Genomic DNA, 15,511 nt, shown 5'->3' on the forward strand with positions numbered 1-15,511 from the left:
CAACTGCGACTGATTCCGATTAGATCACCGTATTTTGAAATGCGGCACCCTATGCCGCATCGATTCACAGGAGCCCCCCCATGAAAGGCAACCCGGACGTCATCGCCTGCCTGAAGGAACTGCTGCGCGGCGAGCTTGCTGCGCGCGACCAGTACTTCATCCATTCCCGCCGCTACGAGGACCAGGGCCTGTTCGCGCTGTACGAACGCCTGAACCACGAGATGGAAGAGGAAACCCAGCATGCCGATGCGCTGCTGCGCCGGATCCTGTTCCTGGGTGGCGACCCGGACATGCGCCCGCATGCCACCGAGCCGGGCAAGACCGTGGAGGAGATGCTGCAGAAGGATCTCGATACTGAATACGCCGTTCGGAACAATCTCGCCGCCGGCATGAAGCTGTGCGAGGAGAAGGGCGATTACGTGAGCCGCGACATCCTGCTGGCGCAGCTGAAGGACACCGAGGAAGACCACGCCTGGTGGCTGGAGCAGCAGCTGGGCCTGATCAAGCGCATCGGCCTGGAGCTGTACCAGCTGAGCAAGATCGACGGCAGCGGCGCCCCGGCGCACTGAGCGGGCATCGTTTTTGTAGAGCCGAGCCAATGCTCGGCTGCCTTCCGGTAGAGCCGACCGCTGGTCGGCTGCAAAGCAGAATCCAGCCGACCAGCGGTCGGCTCTACCAGCAGCACAGCGTTCTGTCGCCCGCCAGCACCGGAGCACCGCCAGCCAGCCTTCGCCCGCCAGCCGCTCCACCGCCCGCCAGCCGACAACGAAAAAGCCGGGGAATGCCCCGGCTTTTTCGTGCCTGGGGTCAGAGCCCTTTCCCATGGAAAGGGATCCGACCCCCGTACCTCTTATTCCACCGACAGCCCTTCCACCTTCTGCCAGCCGCGCGGCAGCAGGTGGCCGCGGGTGGCACGGGCGCCGAGGTAGGCGTCGAGCTCGTTGAACTTCAGGCCCATGGTGCGCTGGCCGCTGCGCACCTGCAGGGTCTGCCCCGGACTGATCGCCACGATGGCGACCACGCGTTCGGTGGCGAGCTTGGCCTTCGGGATCTCGATGATCTTGTTGCCCTTGCCCTTGTCCAGTTCCGGCAGGTCGTTGGCGGCGATCGCCAGCAGGTTGCCGGAGCTGGTCACCGCCACGATGCGGTCGGTGGCCACGTTGGCGACCATCGACGGGGTGAGCACCGACGAGCCGGACGACAGGTTCAGCATCGCCTTGCCGGCCTTGTTGCGACCGATCAGGTTCTCGAAGCGGGTGACGAAGCCGTAGCCGTGGCTGGAGGCCAGCACGAAGCGGGCATCCGGCTCGGCACTGGCCAGGGTCACGAAGCTGGTACCCGCTGCCGGCGAGAAGCGGCCGGTCAGCGGTTCGCCATTGCCACGCGCGGAGGGCAGGGTATGCACCGGCGTCGAGTAGGCGCGGCCTTCGCTGTCGAGGAACGCGACCTGCTGGGTGCTGCGCGCACGCACTGCGCCCTGCAGGGCGTCGCCGTCGCGGTAGGACAGGGCGGACGCATCGACGTCGTGGCCCTTGGCCGCTCGGATCCAGCCCTTCTCCGACAGCACCACGGTCATCGGCTCGCTCGGCACCAGCTCGGTCTCGTCGATGGCCTGCGCGGCCTGGCGCTGCACCAGCGGCGAGCGGCGTGCGTCGCCGAACTTCCTGGCGTCGGCGGTCAGTTCGTCGCGGATCAGCTTCTTCAGCTTGGCCTTGCTGTCGAGGATGCCGAGGATCTTCTCGCGCTCCTTGGCCAGTTCGTCCTGCTCGCCGCGGATCTTCATCTCCTCCAGGCGGGCCAGCTGCTTCAGCTTGGTTTCCAGGATGTACTCGGCCTGTTCCTCGGACAGGCCGAAGCGCGCGATCAGCGCCGCCTTCGGTTCGTCCTCGGTACGGATGATGTGGATCACCTCGTCCAGGTTGAGGAAGGCGACCAGCAGGCCTTCCAGCAGGTGCAGGCGGCGCTCGACCTTCTGCAGGCGGTGCTGCAGGCGGCGGGTGACGGTGTTGCTGCGGAAGGTCAGCCATTCGCTGAGCAGCATCTTCAGGTTCTTCACCTGCGGACGGCCGTCCAGCCCGATCACGTTGAGGTTGACGCGGTAGCTGCGCTCCAGGTCCGTGGTCGCGAACAGGTGGCCCATCAGCTGGTCCGCGTCGACGCGGTTGGAACGTGGCACCAGCACCACGCGCACCGGGTTGGCGTGGTCGGATTCGTCGCGGATGTCTTCCAGCCACGGCAGCTTCTTGGCGCGCATCTGCGCGGCGATCTGCTCGATCACCTTCGACGGCGACACCTGGAACGGCAGCGCCGTCACCACGATGTTGTTGGCCTCCTTGGTGAAGGTCGCACGTGCACGCACGCTGCCGTTGCCGGTCTCGTAGATGTTCCGCAGGTCGTTGGCCGAGGTGATGATCTCGGCGCTGGACGGATAGTCCGGGCCCTGCACGTGCTCGCACAGGTCGCGCACGCTGGCATCGGGGTGGTCCAGCAGGTGCAGCAGTGCGCTGACGATCTCGTTGAGATTGTGCGGCGGCACGTCGGTGGCCATGCCCACGGCGATGCCGGTGGTGCCGTTGAGCAGCAGGTGCGGCAGCCGTGCCGGCATCCAGGTCGGCTCCTGCAGGGTGCCGTCGAAGTTCGGTGCCCAGTCGGTGGTGCCCTGGCCCAGTTCGCCCAGCAGCACTTCGGCGATCGGGGTCAGCTTGGATTCGGTGTAACGCATCGCCGCGAACGACTTCGGGTCGTCGCTGGAGCCGAAGTTGCCCTGGCCCTCGATCAGCGGATAGCGGTACGAGAACGGCTGTGCCATCAGCACCAGGGCCTCGTAGCACGCGCTGTCGCCGTGCGGGTGGTACTTACCGATGACGTCACCGACAGTGCGCGCGGACTTCTTCGGTTTGGACGCGGCATTCAGGCCCAGCTCGCTCATCGAATAGATGATGCGGCGCTGCACCGGCTTCAGGCCGTCGCCGATGAACGGCAGGGCGCGGTCCAGGACCACATACATCGAGTAGTCGAGGTAGGCGCGTTCGGCGTACTCGCGCAGCGGCAGTTGTTCGAATCCGTGGAACACGGGGCGGGCAAGTTCGGTCATGCGGCGTTGTTACCTGTTGTCGGGAGGCGGCGACGGCGGTCGCCGCTCGCAATCCTGTGATTATCCGGATGCGGCGGGGGATGCCAAGCCGCGCGCAGGGTCCAGCCCGGTTTCCAGGCCGTGCCCGGCCCGTGCCAGGTAGCGACCGGGCGGCAGTCCGAAGTGGCGGCGGAACACGGTAACGAACGCGCTGGCGCTGCTGAAGCCCAGCGCGTGGGCGATGTCGGCCACGCTGCGGCCGTCGGTCAGCTGGCGCAGGGCCTCTGACAGGCGCGCCTGCTGCCGCCACTGGGCGAAGCTGAGCGTGGTCTCGTCGCGGAAGTGACGGGTCAGGCTGCGCGGTGACAGACCGGCCCAATGCGCCCATTCGGCCAGGCTGCGTTCGTCGGAGGGGTTGGCCAGCAACTGCGAGGCGATCTTCAGCAGGCGCCGGTCGTGCGGCATCGGCAGGTGCATGCGCTGGCGCGGCGCGGTGCGGATCTCGTCCAGCAGCACGTCGATGATGTGCTGGCGCTCGGGCGTGGTGTCATGGCCGAGCGGCCATTCGCAGATGCGGTCGGCCAGCGCCTGCGCCAGCTTGGACAGGCCCAGCACGCAGGGGTCGGCGGGCAGGGTGGCGCAGGCCGGTGCAGCCAATGCCATGCCCCAGCCGCGCAACGGGCCGTCGAGGGTGACGGTGTGCGGTTCCAGCGGCGGCATCCAGCCGGCCGAGCCCGGCGCCAGCGACCACGTGCCATGCGAGGTGCGGGTGGTCAGCAGGCCGCGTTCGACGCAGATCAACTGGGCACGCTGGTGGTGGTGCCAGTCGACCTCGCGGGCCAGGCCCTGCTGGCTGTCGAAGCGGAAGGCGATGACCGGCGGGCCGTCGTTGCGCTCGAACCAGTCCAGTGCCTCATCTCTGAGTAGGCGTTTGGGAACCTGAATTTCTGCCTTGTTCATCATGTCCGCTGGCTGAAATGTGACATCCATTGGCTGGATTGTACTACCGGGCCACCTGACCAGATCATTAAGGTAGGCGCCTTCACTGATCGAGCCCGCTGCTGCAACACAGCATTCGATGCCAGATCGAATATTTCCATTGAGAAATATTTTTTTTGGAAGAGAATGCTCCCCCATGATCTGTCCTGCAACCACTCCCCCCAGCTTCGGCCTGCTGCTGCGCCAGGTGCGCGACGGCCTGGTGCGCCAACTCGACGCGTCCATGGCGGAAGAAGATCTGGGAATCGGCTTCACCCATTACATCGGGTTGAAGGTGCTTTCCCACATGGCGCCCTGCACCGCCAACGAACTGGCCCAGGCCATCGACCAGGTGCCCAGCGCGGTCACCCGCCTGCTGGACAAGCTGGAGGCGCTGGGCTGCGTCCGCCGCGAGGCGCATGCGCAGGACCGGCGGGCACTGCAGATCGTGCTGACCGACGAAGGCCGTGCGTTGTGGGCGCGGCTGAAGCTGCGCGGCGACGCGGTGATGGATTACGCGCTGCGTGATCTTTCCGCCGACGAGCGCACGCTGCTGCTGTCCCTCCTTACCCGAATCCGCGATTCACTGACGACCCCATGAACCCGATCCCGCATTCCACTCTCCGCCGGTCCGGGCGCGCGCTGCTGGTGTCAGCGCTGGCGCTGGCCCTGGCCGCCTGCGCCAGCAGTCGTGGCCTCAACCCGCAGGGCCACGTGCTTGACGTGGACAGCCTGCACAGCGAACGCACCCTGGCTGACACCGACCTGAGCGCCGCCGGCTTCCCGGCGCAGGACTGGTGGAAGGCACTGGGCGATGCGCAGCTGGACGCACTGGTCGCCGAAGGCCTGGCCGGTCATCCGAGCCTGGACGCCGCCGACGCGCGCCTGCGCCAGGCCCAGGCCCAGGTCGGCACCGCACGTGCCGACGAACTGCCCAGCCTGTCGGTGTCCGGTGGCTACACCGGCCTGCGCCTGCCCGAGTCGATGGTCGGCAGCGAGATGGGCGGCCGCTATGGCGGCAGCAGCCAGGTCGCCTTCGATTTCAGCTACGGCGTGGACCTGTGGGGCGGCAAGCGCGCTGCCTGGGAGGCCGCCGTGGATGGCGCGCATGCCGCCACCGTTGAAGCCCAGGCCGCTCGCCTGAACCTGTCCACCGGCATTGCCCAGGCCTATGCCGACCTGGCCTACGCGTGGCAGCTCAACGACGTGGCCGAGGAAGAACTGACCCGCTCGCAGAAATCGCTGCAGCTGACCCGCCAGCGCCGCAGCGCCGGCATCGACAGCGATCTGCAGGTGCGCCAGGCCGAGGCCCGCGTGCCGGCCGCGCAGCAGCAGGTGCTGGCCGCGCAGCAGCGCATCGACGCCGCCCGCACCGCGCTGGCTGCACTGGTCGGCAAGGGGCCGGACCGTGGCCTGTCGATCCAGCGCCCGCAGCCGTTGAACCCGATGGCACTGCAGCTGCCGGGCGTACTGCCCAGCGAACTGCTCGGCCGTCGCCCCGACATCGTGGCTGCGCGCTGGCGCGTGGAAGCGGCCGACAAGCAGATCAAGGTCGCCAAGACCAAGTTCTACCCGAGCTTCAACCTGACCGCGCTGGCCGGCGTGGTCGCCCCGAACGTGGGTGACCTGCTGAAGAGCAGCTCGACCTTCGCCTACATCGGCCCGGCGTTGAGCCTGCCGATCTTCGAAGGCGGCAAGCTGCGCGCCAACCTGGCCAACACCGACGCGCAGTACGACCTGGCGGTGGCCAACTACAACCAGGCCGTGCTCGATGCACTGCGCGACGTCGCCGACCAGGTCAACGCGGTGCGCTCGCTGGCGCAGCAGGCGCACGCGCAGCAGCAGGCAGTGGACACCGCACGCTCGGCCTTCGACCTGGCCCAGCAGCGCTACCGCGCCGGCATCGGCAGCTACCTGGACGTGCTGACTGCGCAGTCCACCCTGCTGCAGTCGCAGCAGCAGCTGGCCGGCCTGCAGTCGCAGCAGGTGCAGACCTCGGTGCGCCTGAGCAAGGCGCTGGGCGGTGGTTTCCAGCCCGCCGACACCGACCGCGCACCGATCGCCTCCCATTCCGATTCCTCGCATTCCTGAAGACGCCCGCCATGAGCCAGACCCAAGACACCGCGGCCCCGGCCGCCCCCAACCGCCGCGGCAACCTGCTGCGCGGCCTGTTCGTGATCGTCGTGCTGCTGCTTGCCGCCCTGGCGCTGTGGTACTTCATGTTCGGCCGTTGGTTCGAAGAGACCGACGATGCCTACGTGCAGGGCAACCAGGTGCAGATCACCCCGCTGGTGGCCGGTACCGTGGTCGCCATCAATGCCGATGACGGCATGCGCGTGGAGCGCGGCCAGCTGCTGGTGCAGCTGGACCCGTCCGACACTTCGGTGGCGCTGCAGCAGGCCGAAGCCAACCTGGCCAAGACCGTGCGCCAGACCCGTGGCCTGTACCGCAGCGTGGAAGGCGCGCAGGCGGACCTGAACGCCCGCCAGGTGACCCTGAAGCGCGTGCGCGAGGACTTCGCCCGCCGCAAGGATCTGGCCGCCACTGGCGCCATTTCCAACGAAGAACTGGCCCACGCCCGCGACGAGCTGGCTGCGGCCGAAGCGGCCGTTGCCGGTTCGCGCGAGACCGTCGAGCGCAACCGCGCGCTGGTCGACGACACCGTGATCGCCACCCAGCCGGACGTGCAGGCCGCCGCCGCGCAGCTGCGCCAGGCCTTCCTCAACAACGCCCGCGCCGGCATCGTCGCGCCGGTCACCGGCTACGTTGCCCGTCGTTCGGTGCAGGTGGGCCAGCGCGTGCAGCCGGGCAATGCCCTGATGGCCGTGGTGCCGACCGAGCAGATGTGGGTCGAGGCCAACTTCAAGGAAACCCAGCTGCGCCATATGCGCCTGGGCCAGGAAGTGGAGCTGAAGTCGGACCTGTATGCCGGTGACGTGAAGTACAAGGGCCGCATCCAGAGCCTGGGCCTGGGTACCGGCTCGGCGTTCTCGCTGTTGCCGGCGCAGAACGCCAGCGGCAACTGGATCAAGATCGTGCAGCGCGTGCCGGTGCGCATCGCCATCGATGCCAAGCAGCTGGCCGAACACCCGCTGCGCATCGGCCTGTCGATGAAGGCCGAAGTGAGCCTGCGCGACCAGAAGGGTGAAGTACTGCCGAGCACCCCGGCCAAGGGCACCGTGTTCGACACCGACGTATATGCCAAGCAGCTGCATGATGCCGATGAGGTGATCCACACGATCATCCAGGGCAACCTGCCGCAGCAACAGGCAAAGGTGGGCTGAGGTCGCCATGTCCGCACAAGCTCCAGCCGCACCCGGCGCTCCGGGTGCACCGGCGGCGCCGGGTGCGGCCTCCGGGTTCCTGCCACCCAGCGTCGCCCTGTGCACCGTGGGCCTGGCGATGGCGTCGTTCATGCAGGTGCTCGACACCACCATCGCCAACGTTTCACTGCCGACCATCGCCGGTAATCTCGGCGCCAGCTCGCAGCAGGCGACCTGGGTCATCACTTCGTTCGCGGTCAGCACGGCCATCGCGCTGCCGCTGACCGGCTGGCTCAGCCGTCGCTTCGGCGAGCGCAAGCTGTTCGTCTGGGCCACGCTGGCCTTCGTCATCACCTCGCTGCTGTGCGGCCTGGCGCAGAGCATGGGCATGCTGGTGCTGTCGCGTGCGCTGCAGGGTTTCGTGGCCGGCCCGATGTACCCGATCACGCAGTCGCTGCTGGTCTCGATCTATCCGCGTGAGAAACGCGGACAGGCATTGGCGCTGCTGGCGATGATCACGGTGGTGGCGCCCATCTGCGGTCCGATCCTCGGTGGTTGGATCACCGACAACTACAGCTGGGAATGGATCTTCCTGATCAACGTGCCACTGGGCATCTTCGCCGCGCTGGTGGTGGGCAACCAGCTGAAGGGACGCCCGGAGCAGATCGAGAAGCCGAAGATGGACTACGTCGGCCTGGTCACCCTGGTGATCGGTGTCGGTGCCCTGCAGCTGGTGCTCGACCTGGGCAACGACGAGGACTGGTTCTCGTCGATGAAGATCGTGGTGCTGGCCTGCGTGGCGGTGGTGACGCTGACGGTGTTCCTGATCTGGGAGCTGACCGACAAGGATCCGATCGTCGACCTGAAGCTGTTCCGGCACCGCAACTTCCGCGCCGGCACGCTGGCGATGGTGGTGGCCTACGCGGCGTTCTTCAGCGTGGCGCTGCTGATCCCGCAGTGGCTGCAGCGTGACATGGGCTACACCGCGATCTGGGCAGGCCTGGCGACCGCGCCGATCGGCATCCTGCCGGTGATCATGACGCCATTCGTCGGCAAGTACGCATCGCGCTTCGACATGCGCATGCTGGCCACGGTGGCCTTCATCGTGCTGTCGATGACCAGCTTCCTGCGTTCGAACTTCAACCTGCAGGTGGACTACATGCACGTGGCCGGCGTGCAGCTGATCATGGGCATCGGCGTCGCGCTGTTCTTCATGCCGGTGCTGCAGATCCTGCTGTCGGACCTGGATGGGCGCGAGATCGCGGCGGGCTCCGGCCTGGCCACGTTCCTGCGTACGCTGGGTGGCAGCTTCGCGGCGTCACTGACGACGTGGCTGTGGGCGCGGCGTACCCAGGTGCACCATGCCGACCTGACCGAGCACATCTCGGCCTATCAGCCCGGCATGCAGGACCAGGTGACGGCGATGGGGCAGGGCGACCTGCAACACGGTGCAGCGGTACTGAACAACATGATCAACCACCAGGCATCGCAGATGGGCTTCAACGACATCTTCTTCCTGCTGGGCTGGATCTTCCTGGCGATCATCACGTTCCTGTGGCTGGCCAAGCCGCCGTTCGGCGCGGGTGCAGGTGCTGCCGCCGGTGGCGGGCACTGACCGTTCATTGCTGTTGAAACGCAGAACCCCGCCGCAAGGCGGGGTTTTTCTTTTGGTGGATCCACGCCTCGCATGGGTGGATCTCGGGGCGTGAATTCCCAGACCCCGGAAACGAAAAAACCCGCTTTCGCGGGTTTGATCATCTTGAGTCGTGGTGCCCAGGAGAGGACTCGAACCTCCACGGTTTTACCCGCTAGTACCTGAAACTAGTGCGTCTACCAATTCCGCCACCTGGGCGACTCAGGAGATGAATTATGGGGAGCGACAGAAGATGTGTCAACAACATTTCACACTTTTTTCTGGGGCTGCACGCCCAGGTGATGCAGCAGGCTGCGCATCGCCGATGACAGTCGTGTCCACTCGGCAAAGCACGCGCACAGGCGTCGTTGCGCCCACGCATCGGCGAGCGGTACGGCGACGGTGTGCGTGCTGCGCCGATGCTGGCGCGCGATGGTCCGCGGCACGATGCCGACGCCGATGCCGTGGCCGACCATGATGCACACGCCTTCGAAGGTCTTCATGCGGATGCGTACATCCAGGCGGCGCCCGATGTCGCGCGCCTGGTCCTCGATGTAGGTCTGCAGTGCATTGCCGTCGGCCAGGGCAACGAAGGTCTCTCCGGCAGCCTCGGCAAAAGCCAGGCTGCGCCGGGTCGCGAAGCGGTGGTCGGCCGGCAGCAGCATTACCAGGGGATCTTCGGCGACCACATGCTGCTGCAGGCCGGCAGCGTCGACCGCATCGCTGATGATGCCGGCTTCGGCCTGGCCGGCACTGATCGCGCGTACGACTTCGGGGCTGGTGCGCTCCAGCAGTTCGACATGCAGGCGTGGGCGTTCGGCCAGCCACGGCGCGAGCCGCGAGGGCAGGTAGTTGGTCAGCGCGGCGGTGTTGGCATACAGGTGCAGGGTGCCGCGCGCACCCTGCGCGAACGCCTGCAGTTCGCCACGCAGCTGTGCCTGCTGCTGCAGGATCAGGCGTGCGTGGTGGGCGAGGGCGGCGCCGGCCTCGGTCAGGCTGACGCCGCGTGGGTGCCGGTTCAACAGCGCGGTGCCGGCATCGGCTTCGATCGTGCGCAGGCGCTCGCTGGCTGAACCCAATGCCAGGTTTGCCTGTGCCGCGCCCGCGGTGATGCTGCCGGCTTCGGCGATTGCCAGGAACAGGCGCAGGTCGGCGATGTCCATCCGCATGTCGTGCCTCATTGCTGATCCGGCGCCTTCGGGTCAGCCGAAGGTTGGGCCGGGAAGACCGCATTGTGCGCCTGGCGAGGGCCCGGTCCAATGAAGCCATGCATGAATCGACGTACTTCTATTTGCTGCTGGTGGTGGTGTTCGTGCTGGCCGGCGTGGTCAAGGGCGTGACAGGGATGGGGTTGCCGACGGTGGCGATGGGCCTGCTGGGCAGCACCCTGTCACCGGTGGCGGCGGCGTCGATGCTGTTCATTCCAACCTTCGTCACCAATGCGTGGCAACTGCTGTCCGGGCCGTCGCTGGGCCACATCGTGCGGCGTTTGTGGCCGATGATGCTTGCCGTGGTGGTGGTGACGCTGGGTTCGGCCGCACTGCTGGTGCGGGTCGATCGCACCTGGTCGCGCATTGCGCTGGGCGTGGCATTGGTGGTCTATGCCGCCTATGCGTTGCTCGCGCCGGTGTTCCGCGTGCCGCAGCGGCGCGAGCGCTGGCTGGGGCCGCTGGTGGGTGCGCTGTCCGGCGTGGTGACGGGGGCGACGGGTGTGTTCGTGATGCCGGCGGTGCCGTACCTGCAGTCGCTGGGATTGCAGCGCGAGGAGCTGGTGCAGGCGCTCGGGCTGGCGTTCACCGTGTCGACGATTTCGCTGACCACCGGTCTGGTGCTGCACGGTGCGTTCGGCATCCAGCAGCTGGGGCTGAGTGCGCTGGCGGTGCTGCCGGCGCTGCTGGGCATGTGGCTGGGCCAGGTGATCCGGCAGCGCATCAGCGCGCGCGTGTTCCGCGCCTGCTTCCTGGGGTTCCTGCTGCTGCTCGGGCTGGAACTGGTGCTGCGGCCGTTGTTCTGATGCCGGATCCGGGGCATGAAAAAACCCGCTTTCGCGGGTTTTTCTCATTCTCGACGTGGTGCCCAGGAGAGGACTCGAACCTCCACGGTTTTACCCGCTAGTACCTGAAACTAGTGCGTCTACCAATTCCGCCACCTGGGCGTCGAGGAGCGAGATTATGGGGTGCCGTGACGGGGGTGTCAACACTTTTTGCTGATCCCGGGTCGGTTGCCGTTGCGCATGCGAAACGGGCTCTGCCCCCCATCTCACTCGCTTGGGGCCAGAGCCCTTTCCTCTGGAAAGGAATCCGACCCCGGCTGCCGGATCACAGGCAAAAAAAATCCCCGCCGAAGCGAGGAGTTTTTTCGTTGGTGCCCAGGAGAGGACTCGAACCTCCACGGTTTTACCCGCTAGTACCTGAAACTAGTGCGTCTACCAATTCCGCCACCTGGGCGTTCCAGAGGCGCAATTGTGAAGATGAATCCGCAGGCTGTCAACGACTTCCTGAATGTTTTTGACGCGATCGCTTGAAGGCGACCGCTGACCCGTTCTGCACGCCGCCAGCGGCTACCATGTAGGGCGATGACTACCAAAAAACCAAGCAAGGGCGGGAGCAAGTCCCGCAGCCAGGCCCCGAACAAGGGCGCCAAGGCGGGTGCAGCCCGCACCACCAAGCCGGGCAAGCCGCTGCCGGGCTGGTTCCCCGAATTGAATGAAGGCGGTGCACCGCCACGCGGCCGCAAGGTCCGCAGTACCGATGCACCGGGCCCGGCCCCGGGCCGCAAGCTGCCGCCGGCCGGCAAGGTGATCGACGATCCCTATGCCGCTCGCGAAGCGGAGAAGTACGAACAGCCCATCGCCAGCCGCGAGGCCATCCTGGCCCTGCTGGAGCGTTGCGAAGGGCCGCAGACCGCCGAGGAACTGGGCGCGCGCCTGGGCCTGACCGCTCCGGACCGGGCCGAGGCGCTGTCGCGCCGGCTCGGTGCGATGGTCCGCGACGGCCAGCTGGTGCAGAACCGTCGCGGCGGTTTCGCCCCGATCCAGACCCTGAACCTGGTCACCGGTGTGGTGATCGCCAACCCGGAAGGGTTCGGCTTCCTGCGCCCGGTCGAGGGCGGCGACGACCTGTTCCTGCCGCCTTATGAAATGCGCAAGGTCATGCACGGCGACAAGGTGCTGGCCCGCGTGACCGGCATCGATCACCGTGGCCGTCGCGAAGGCAGCATCGCCCGCGTGCTGGAGCGCGGCATGACCCGCCTGATCGGCCGCTTCAGCATCGAGATGGGCATCAACTACGTGGTGCCCGACGACAAGCGCGTGCAGCGCAACGTGCAGGTGCCGCCGGACCAGACCGGTGGTGCGCGCGACGGCCAGCTGGTGGTCTGTGAACTGACCCAGGCGCCGGACAGCCGCCGCCCGCCGATCGGCCGCATCATCGCGGTGCTCGGCGACAAGCTGACCGCGTCGCTGGTGGTGGAGACCGCCATCCATGGCCACGAGCTGCCGTTCGAGTTCCCGCAGGAGGTGCTGGACGAAGCGGCCTCGGTGCCGCTGGTGGTCGAGCCGGCGATGATTGGCGACCGTGTCGACCTGCGCAGCACGCCGCTGGTCACCATCGATGGCGAGGATGCCAAGGACTTCGACGACGCGGTGTACTGCGAGCCGAATGCCGAGGGTTTCCGCCTGGTGGTGGCGATTGCCGACGTCTCGAATTACGTTCGCCCTGGTACGCCGCTGGATGAAGAGGCGCAGAAGCGTGCGACGTCGGTGTACTTCCCGGGCTTCGTGGTGCCGATGCTGCCGGAGACACTGTCCAACGGCATCTGCTCGCTGATGCCGAAGGTCGACCGCATGTGCTTTGTCTGCGACATGCAGATCGACCGCGATGGCCTGGTCACGCATTCGCGCTTCTACGAGGCGGTGATGAACTCGCATGCGCGCCTGACCTACACCCAGGTGTGGAAGGCGGTGGGCGAGGACGATGCCGATACCAAGGCCTGGATGGGCGACCTGCTGCCGCAGGTGCAGCGCCTGCACCAGCTGTACAAGGTGCTGTCCAAGGCACGCGCCAAGCGCGGTGCCATCGAATTCGAAAGCAGTGAAGTGCGCTTCGTGCTGGACAACCGTGGTGAAGTGACCCAGGCCGGCATGCTGGTGCGCAACGACGCGCACAAGCTGATCGAGGAGTGCATGATCGCGGCCAACGTCGAGGCCGCCAGGTACCTGCTGTCGCGCCATGTGCCGGCGCCGTACCGCATCCACGAGAAGCCGCCGGAAACCAAGTACGCCGACCTGCTGGAATTCCTCAAGGAGTTCAAGCTGAGCCTGCCGCCGTGGTCGAAGGTGCGCCCGGGCGATTACACCAAGCTGCTGAAGAAGATCCGCGACCGCCCCGATGCCACGCTGCTGGAATCGGTGTTGCTGCGCAGCCAGAGCCTGGCGATCTACAGCCCGGAGAATCACGGCCACTTCGGCCTGGCGCTGGAGGCGTACGCGCACTTCACCTCGCCGATCCGCCGTTACCCCGACCTGCTGGTGCACCGTGCGATCAAGCATGCGTTGTCCGGCAAGCCGCTGGACAAGTTCACCTACAACGCGCGCGAAATGGCGGCCCTGGCGCTGCAGTGTTCCGAGCGCGAGCGCCGTGCCGACGAAGCCGAGCGCGAGGTCGACGAGCGTTACCGCGCGGCGTGGATGGAAAAGCACGTGGGCGGCCAGTTCGACGGCGTGATCAGCGGCGTGACCAGCTTCGGCCTGTTCGTGGAACTGGACGAGTCCAAGGTGCAGGGCCTGGTGCATGTGACCCAGCTGCCGCAGGACTATTACAAGTTCGACGCCACCCGCAAAACGCTGACCGGCGAACGCCGCGGCAGCAGCTACCGGCTGGGTGACCGCGTGCGGATCCTGGTGCTGAAGGCCAGCATGGAAGAGCGCAAGATCGACTTCCGCCTGGTCGAGCACAAGGGCGAGGACGAGGGCGATGGCCTGCCGCCGCCGCCCGAGCGGGGCAAGCCGGCCAAGCGCACCAAGAAGAAGTATTGAAAGGTGTGCCGACCAACGGTCGGCACCTACCTCAACTGGTAGGTGCCAACCTTGGTTGGCACGACGTCCCGGAGGAACCCCAGCATGCAAGGCCAACCCGAATACAGTGGCGGCTGCCAGTGCGGCGCGGTCCGCTTCCAGGCGCGTGGCGAGCTCACCGACAGCTCGATCTGCCATTGCCGGATGTGCCAGAAGGCGTTCGGTGCCTATTACGCGCCGCTGGTATCCGTGCGCGGCGTGCAGTTCAGCTGGACCCGCGGCCAGCCGCGCTATTTCCAGTCGTCCAACGTGGTGCGGCGTGGTTTCTGCGCCGACTGCGGTACACCCCTGACCTATGAAGCCCCGGATGGCGTGGCCGTGGCTGCCGGCGCCTTCGATGAGCCGGAACGCCTGCCACCGACGATCCAGTACGGGGTGGAGCGCAAGCTGCCGTTCGTCGACAGCCTGTCCGGCCTGCCGGCGCGGCGCACCGAGGACGACGTCGCCGCGCTGGAGTTCCTGGCCACCATCGTCTCCCACCAGCACCCCGACCACGACACCCCGCACTGGCCGCCGCGCAGTCGGTAACGCCCCTCTAGCGCCGAGCCCACGCTCGGCTGCTCCGGGTTCAGGCTTCATCGGCCCCCCGCCAGCCGAGCATGGGCTCGGCGCTACAGAGGGGCGGCCGGTCGCAGCGCCCGGCCTGCCGATGCTCTACCATAGCCACCCCCTTTCCGGTCCCCGCCCGCATGAGCAAGAACAGCCAGTGGATTGTCGGCGTCAACGCCGTCGCCTCCTCCATCGAGAACGACGCCGAGAACGTCCGCGAAGTGCTGGTCGAGGCCGGTGCGAAGAACCCGCGCCTGACCGAGATCGAAGAGAACGCCCGCCGCAAGGGCATCGATGTGCGCAAGGTGAACAGCCAGGCGCTGGACGGTGTTGGCGGTTCGGTGCGCCACCAGGGCGTGGCCGCGCGCTACGCCGCCGCCCGTACCTACAGCGAGAACGAGCTGGAAGGGCTGGTCACCGCGGCCGAGGGCAAGGCCCTGCTGCTGGTGCTCGACGAGGTGCAGGACCCGCACAACCTCGGCGCCTGCCTGCGCTCGGCCGCTGCCGCCGGGGCGACCGCGGTGATCATCCCGAAGGACAAGTCGGCCACGGTCAATGCCACTGTGCGCAAGACTTCGGCCGGTGCCGCCGACCTGATCCCGGTGGTGGCGGTGACCAACCTCTCGCGCTGCCTGAAGGACCTGCAGAAGCAGGGCGTGTGGATCTACGGCCTGGCCGGTGAAGCCACGGCCTCGCTGTACCAGCTGGACCTGAAGGGCAACATCGCGCTGGTGCTGGGCGGCGAAGCCGATGGCCTGCGCCGCCTGACCCGCGAGAACTGCGATGGCCTGGTCAAGATCCCGATGCCGGGCGAGATCGAGAGCCTGAACGTCTCCGTCGCCGCCGGCGTCAGCCTGTTCGAGGCCGTGCGCCAGCGCGGTTGATCGGCCAGCGCGATGTGATCGGGGTCAGATTCCTTTTCCAATGGGAAAAGGGATCTG

12 protein-coding genes and 3 tRNA genes are annotated in these 15,511 nt (G+C 67.0%); 9 read left to right on the forward strand and 6 right to left on the reverse strand.

The window, feature by feature from the left end; genetic code table 11:
- Window positions 1-80 precede the first annotated feature (80 nt).
- The gene (gene bfr, locus VG566_RS05680) at window positions 81-569 is read left to right on the forward strand and encodes a bacterioferritin (protein ID WP_005415872.1); all 489 of its coding nucleotides are present in this window, start codon (window positions 81-83) and stop codon (window positions 567-569) included.
- A gap of 281 nt (window positions 570-850) precedes the next feature.
- Here the strand turns inward: bfr and parC are convergent, their stop codons facing one another.
- Both parC and VG566_RS05690 read right to left on the reverse strand, forming a co-directional pair.
- A complete protein-coding gene (parC, locus tag VG566_RS05685; protein WP_164076952.1) occupies window positions 851-3,094 on the reverse strand; it encodes a DNA topoisomerase IV subunit A in 2,244 nt (747 codons plus the stop codon).
- Between the two features lie 60 nt (window positions 3,095-3,154).
- Window positions 3,155-4,036, reverse strand: a complete 882-nt coding sequence (locus tag VG566_RS05690; RefSeq protein ID WP_204294291.1) for an AraC family transcriptional regulator — start codon at window positions 4,034-4,036, stop codon at window positions 3,155-3,157.
- 172 nt (window positions 4,037-4,208) lie between these two features.
- Between VG566_RS05690 and emrR the strand changes: the two genes are divergently transcribed.
- Genes emrR through emrB form a run of 4 tightly spaced genes read left to right on the forward strand, consistent with a single transcriptional unit; the run spans window position 4,209 to window position 8,929 of the window.
- Window positions 4,209-4,652, forward strand: coding sequence for a multidrug efflux system transcriptional regulator EmrR (emrR, locus tag VG566_RS05695; protein ID WP_014646521.1), 444 nt, complete (start codon window positions 4,209-4,211; stop codon window positions 4,650-4,652).
- Window positions 4,649-6,142, forward strand: coding sequence for a multidrug efflux transporter outer membrane subunit EmrC (gene emrC / locus VG566_RS05700; RefSeq protein WP_046429738.1), 1,494 nt, complete (start codon window positions 4,649-4,651; stop codon window positions 6,140-6,142). The genes emrR and emrC overlap by 4 nt, the downstream gene beginning before the upstream one ends.
- A gap of 11 nt (window positions 6,143-6,153) precedes the next feature.
- On the forward strand, window positions 6,154-7,335 hold the full coding sequence (gene emrA / locus VG566_RS05705; RefSeq protein ID WP_032956867.1) for a multidrug efflux MFS transporter periplasmic adaptor subunit EmrA: 1,182 nt from the start codon (window positions 6,154-6,156) through the stop codon (window positions 7,333-7,335).
- A 7-nt stretch (window positions 7,336-7,342) separates the two neighbouring features.
- Window positions 7,343-8,929 carry a multidrug efflux MFS transporter permease subunit EmrB gene (gene emrB / locus VG566_RS05710; protein WP_005408769.1) on the forward strand — a complete coding sequence of 529 codons (1,587 nt, stop codon included), beginning with the start codon at window positions 7,343-7,345 and terminating at the stop codon, window positions 8,927-8,929.
- 152 nt (window positions 8,930-9,081) lie between these two features.
- Here the strand turns inward: emrB and VG566_RS05715 are convergent.
- Both VG566_RS05715 and VG566_RS05720 read right to left on the reverse strand, forming a co-directional pair.
- Window positions 9,082-9,166 (reverse strand) — tRNA-Leu (locus tag VG566_RS05715).
- 50 nt (window positions 9,167-9,216) lie between these two features.
- Window positions 9,217-10,116 (reverse strand): LysR family transcriptional regulator, encoded by a 900-nt coding sequence (locus VG566_RS05720; RefSeq protein WP_241884757.1) that lies wholly within the window; start codon window positions 10,114-10,116, stop codon window positions 9,217-9,219.
- A 98-nt stretch (window positions 10,117-10,214) separates the two neighbouring features.
- Here VG566_RS05720 and VG566_RS05725 point away from each other — a divergent pair, with 98 nt between their 5' ends.
- A complete protein-coding gene (locus tag VG566_RS05725; RefSeq protein WP_164166033.1) occupies window positions 10,215-10,961 on the forward strand; it encodes a sulfite exporter TauE/SafE family protein in 747 nt (248 codons plus the stop codon).
- Window positions 10,962-11,017: 56 nt separating this feature from the next.
- Here VG566_RS05725 and VG566_RS05730 read toward each other — a convergent pair.
- Together VG566_RS05730 and VG566_RS05735 are read right to left on the reverse strand one after the other, a co-directional pair.
- Window positions 11,018-11,102 (reverse strand) — tRNA-Leu (locus VG566_RS05730).
- A gap of 207 nt (window positions 11,103-11,309) precedes the next feature.
- Window positions 11,310-11,394, reverse strand: a tRNA-Leu gene (locus VG566_RS05735).
- Between the two features lie 128 nt (window positions 11,395-11,522).
- Here VG566_RS05735 and rnr point away from each other — a divergent pair.
- From rnr to rlmB, 3 genes are all read left to right on the forward strand, one after another.
- Window positions 11,523-13,982, forward strand: a complete 2,460-nt coding sequence (rnr, locus tag VG566_RS05740; protein ID WP_049442198.1) for a ribonuclease R — start codon at window positions 11,523-11,525, stop codon at window positions 13,980-13,982.
- An 84-nt stretch (window positions 13,983-14,066) separates the two neighbouring features.
- Window positions 14,067-14,549: a GFA family protein gene (locus tag VG566_RS05745; protein ID WP_014646528.1), complete on the forward strand. Its 483-nt coding sequence runs from the start codon at window positions 14,067-14,069 to the stop codon at window positions 14,547-14,549.
- 161 nt (window positions 14,550-14,710) lie between these two features.
- Complete coding sequence (rlmB, locus tag VG566_RS05750) at window positions 14,711-15,454, forward strand: 23S rRNA (guanosine(2251)-2'-O)-methyltransferase RlmB (protein WP_005408775.1); 744 nt, start codon at window positions 14,711-14,713, stop codon at window positions 15,452-15,454.
- Window positions 15,455-15,511 lie beyond the last annotated feature (57 nt).

Source organism: Stenotrophomonas sp. CASM114 (genome assembly GCF_049384325.1).
Classification (GTDB): Bacteria; Pseudomonadota; Gammaproteobacteria; order Xanthomonadales; family Xanthomonadaceae; genus Stenotrophomonas; species Stenotrophomonas muris.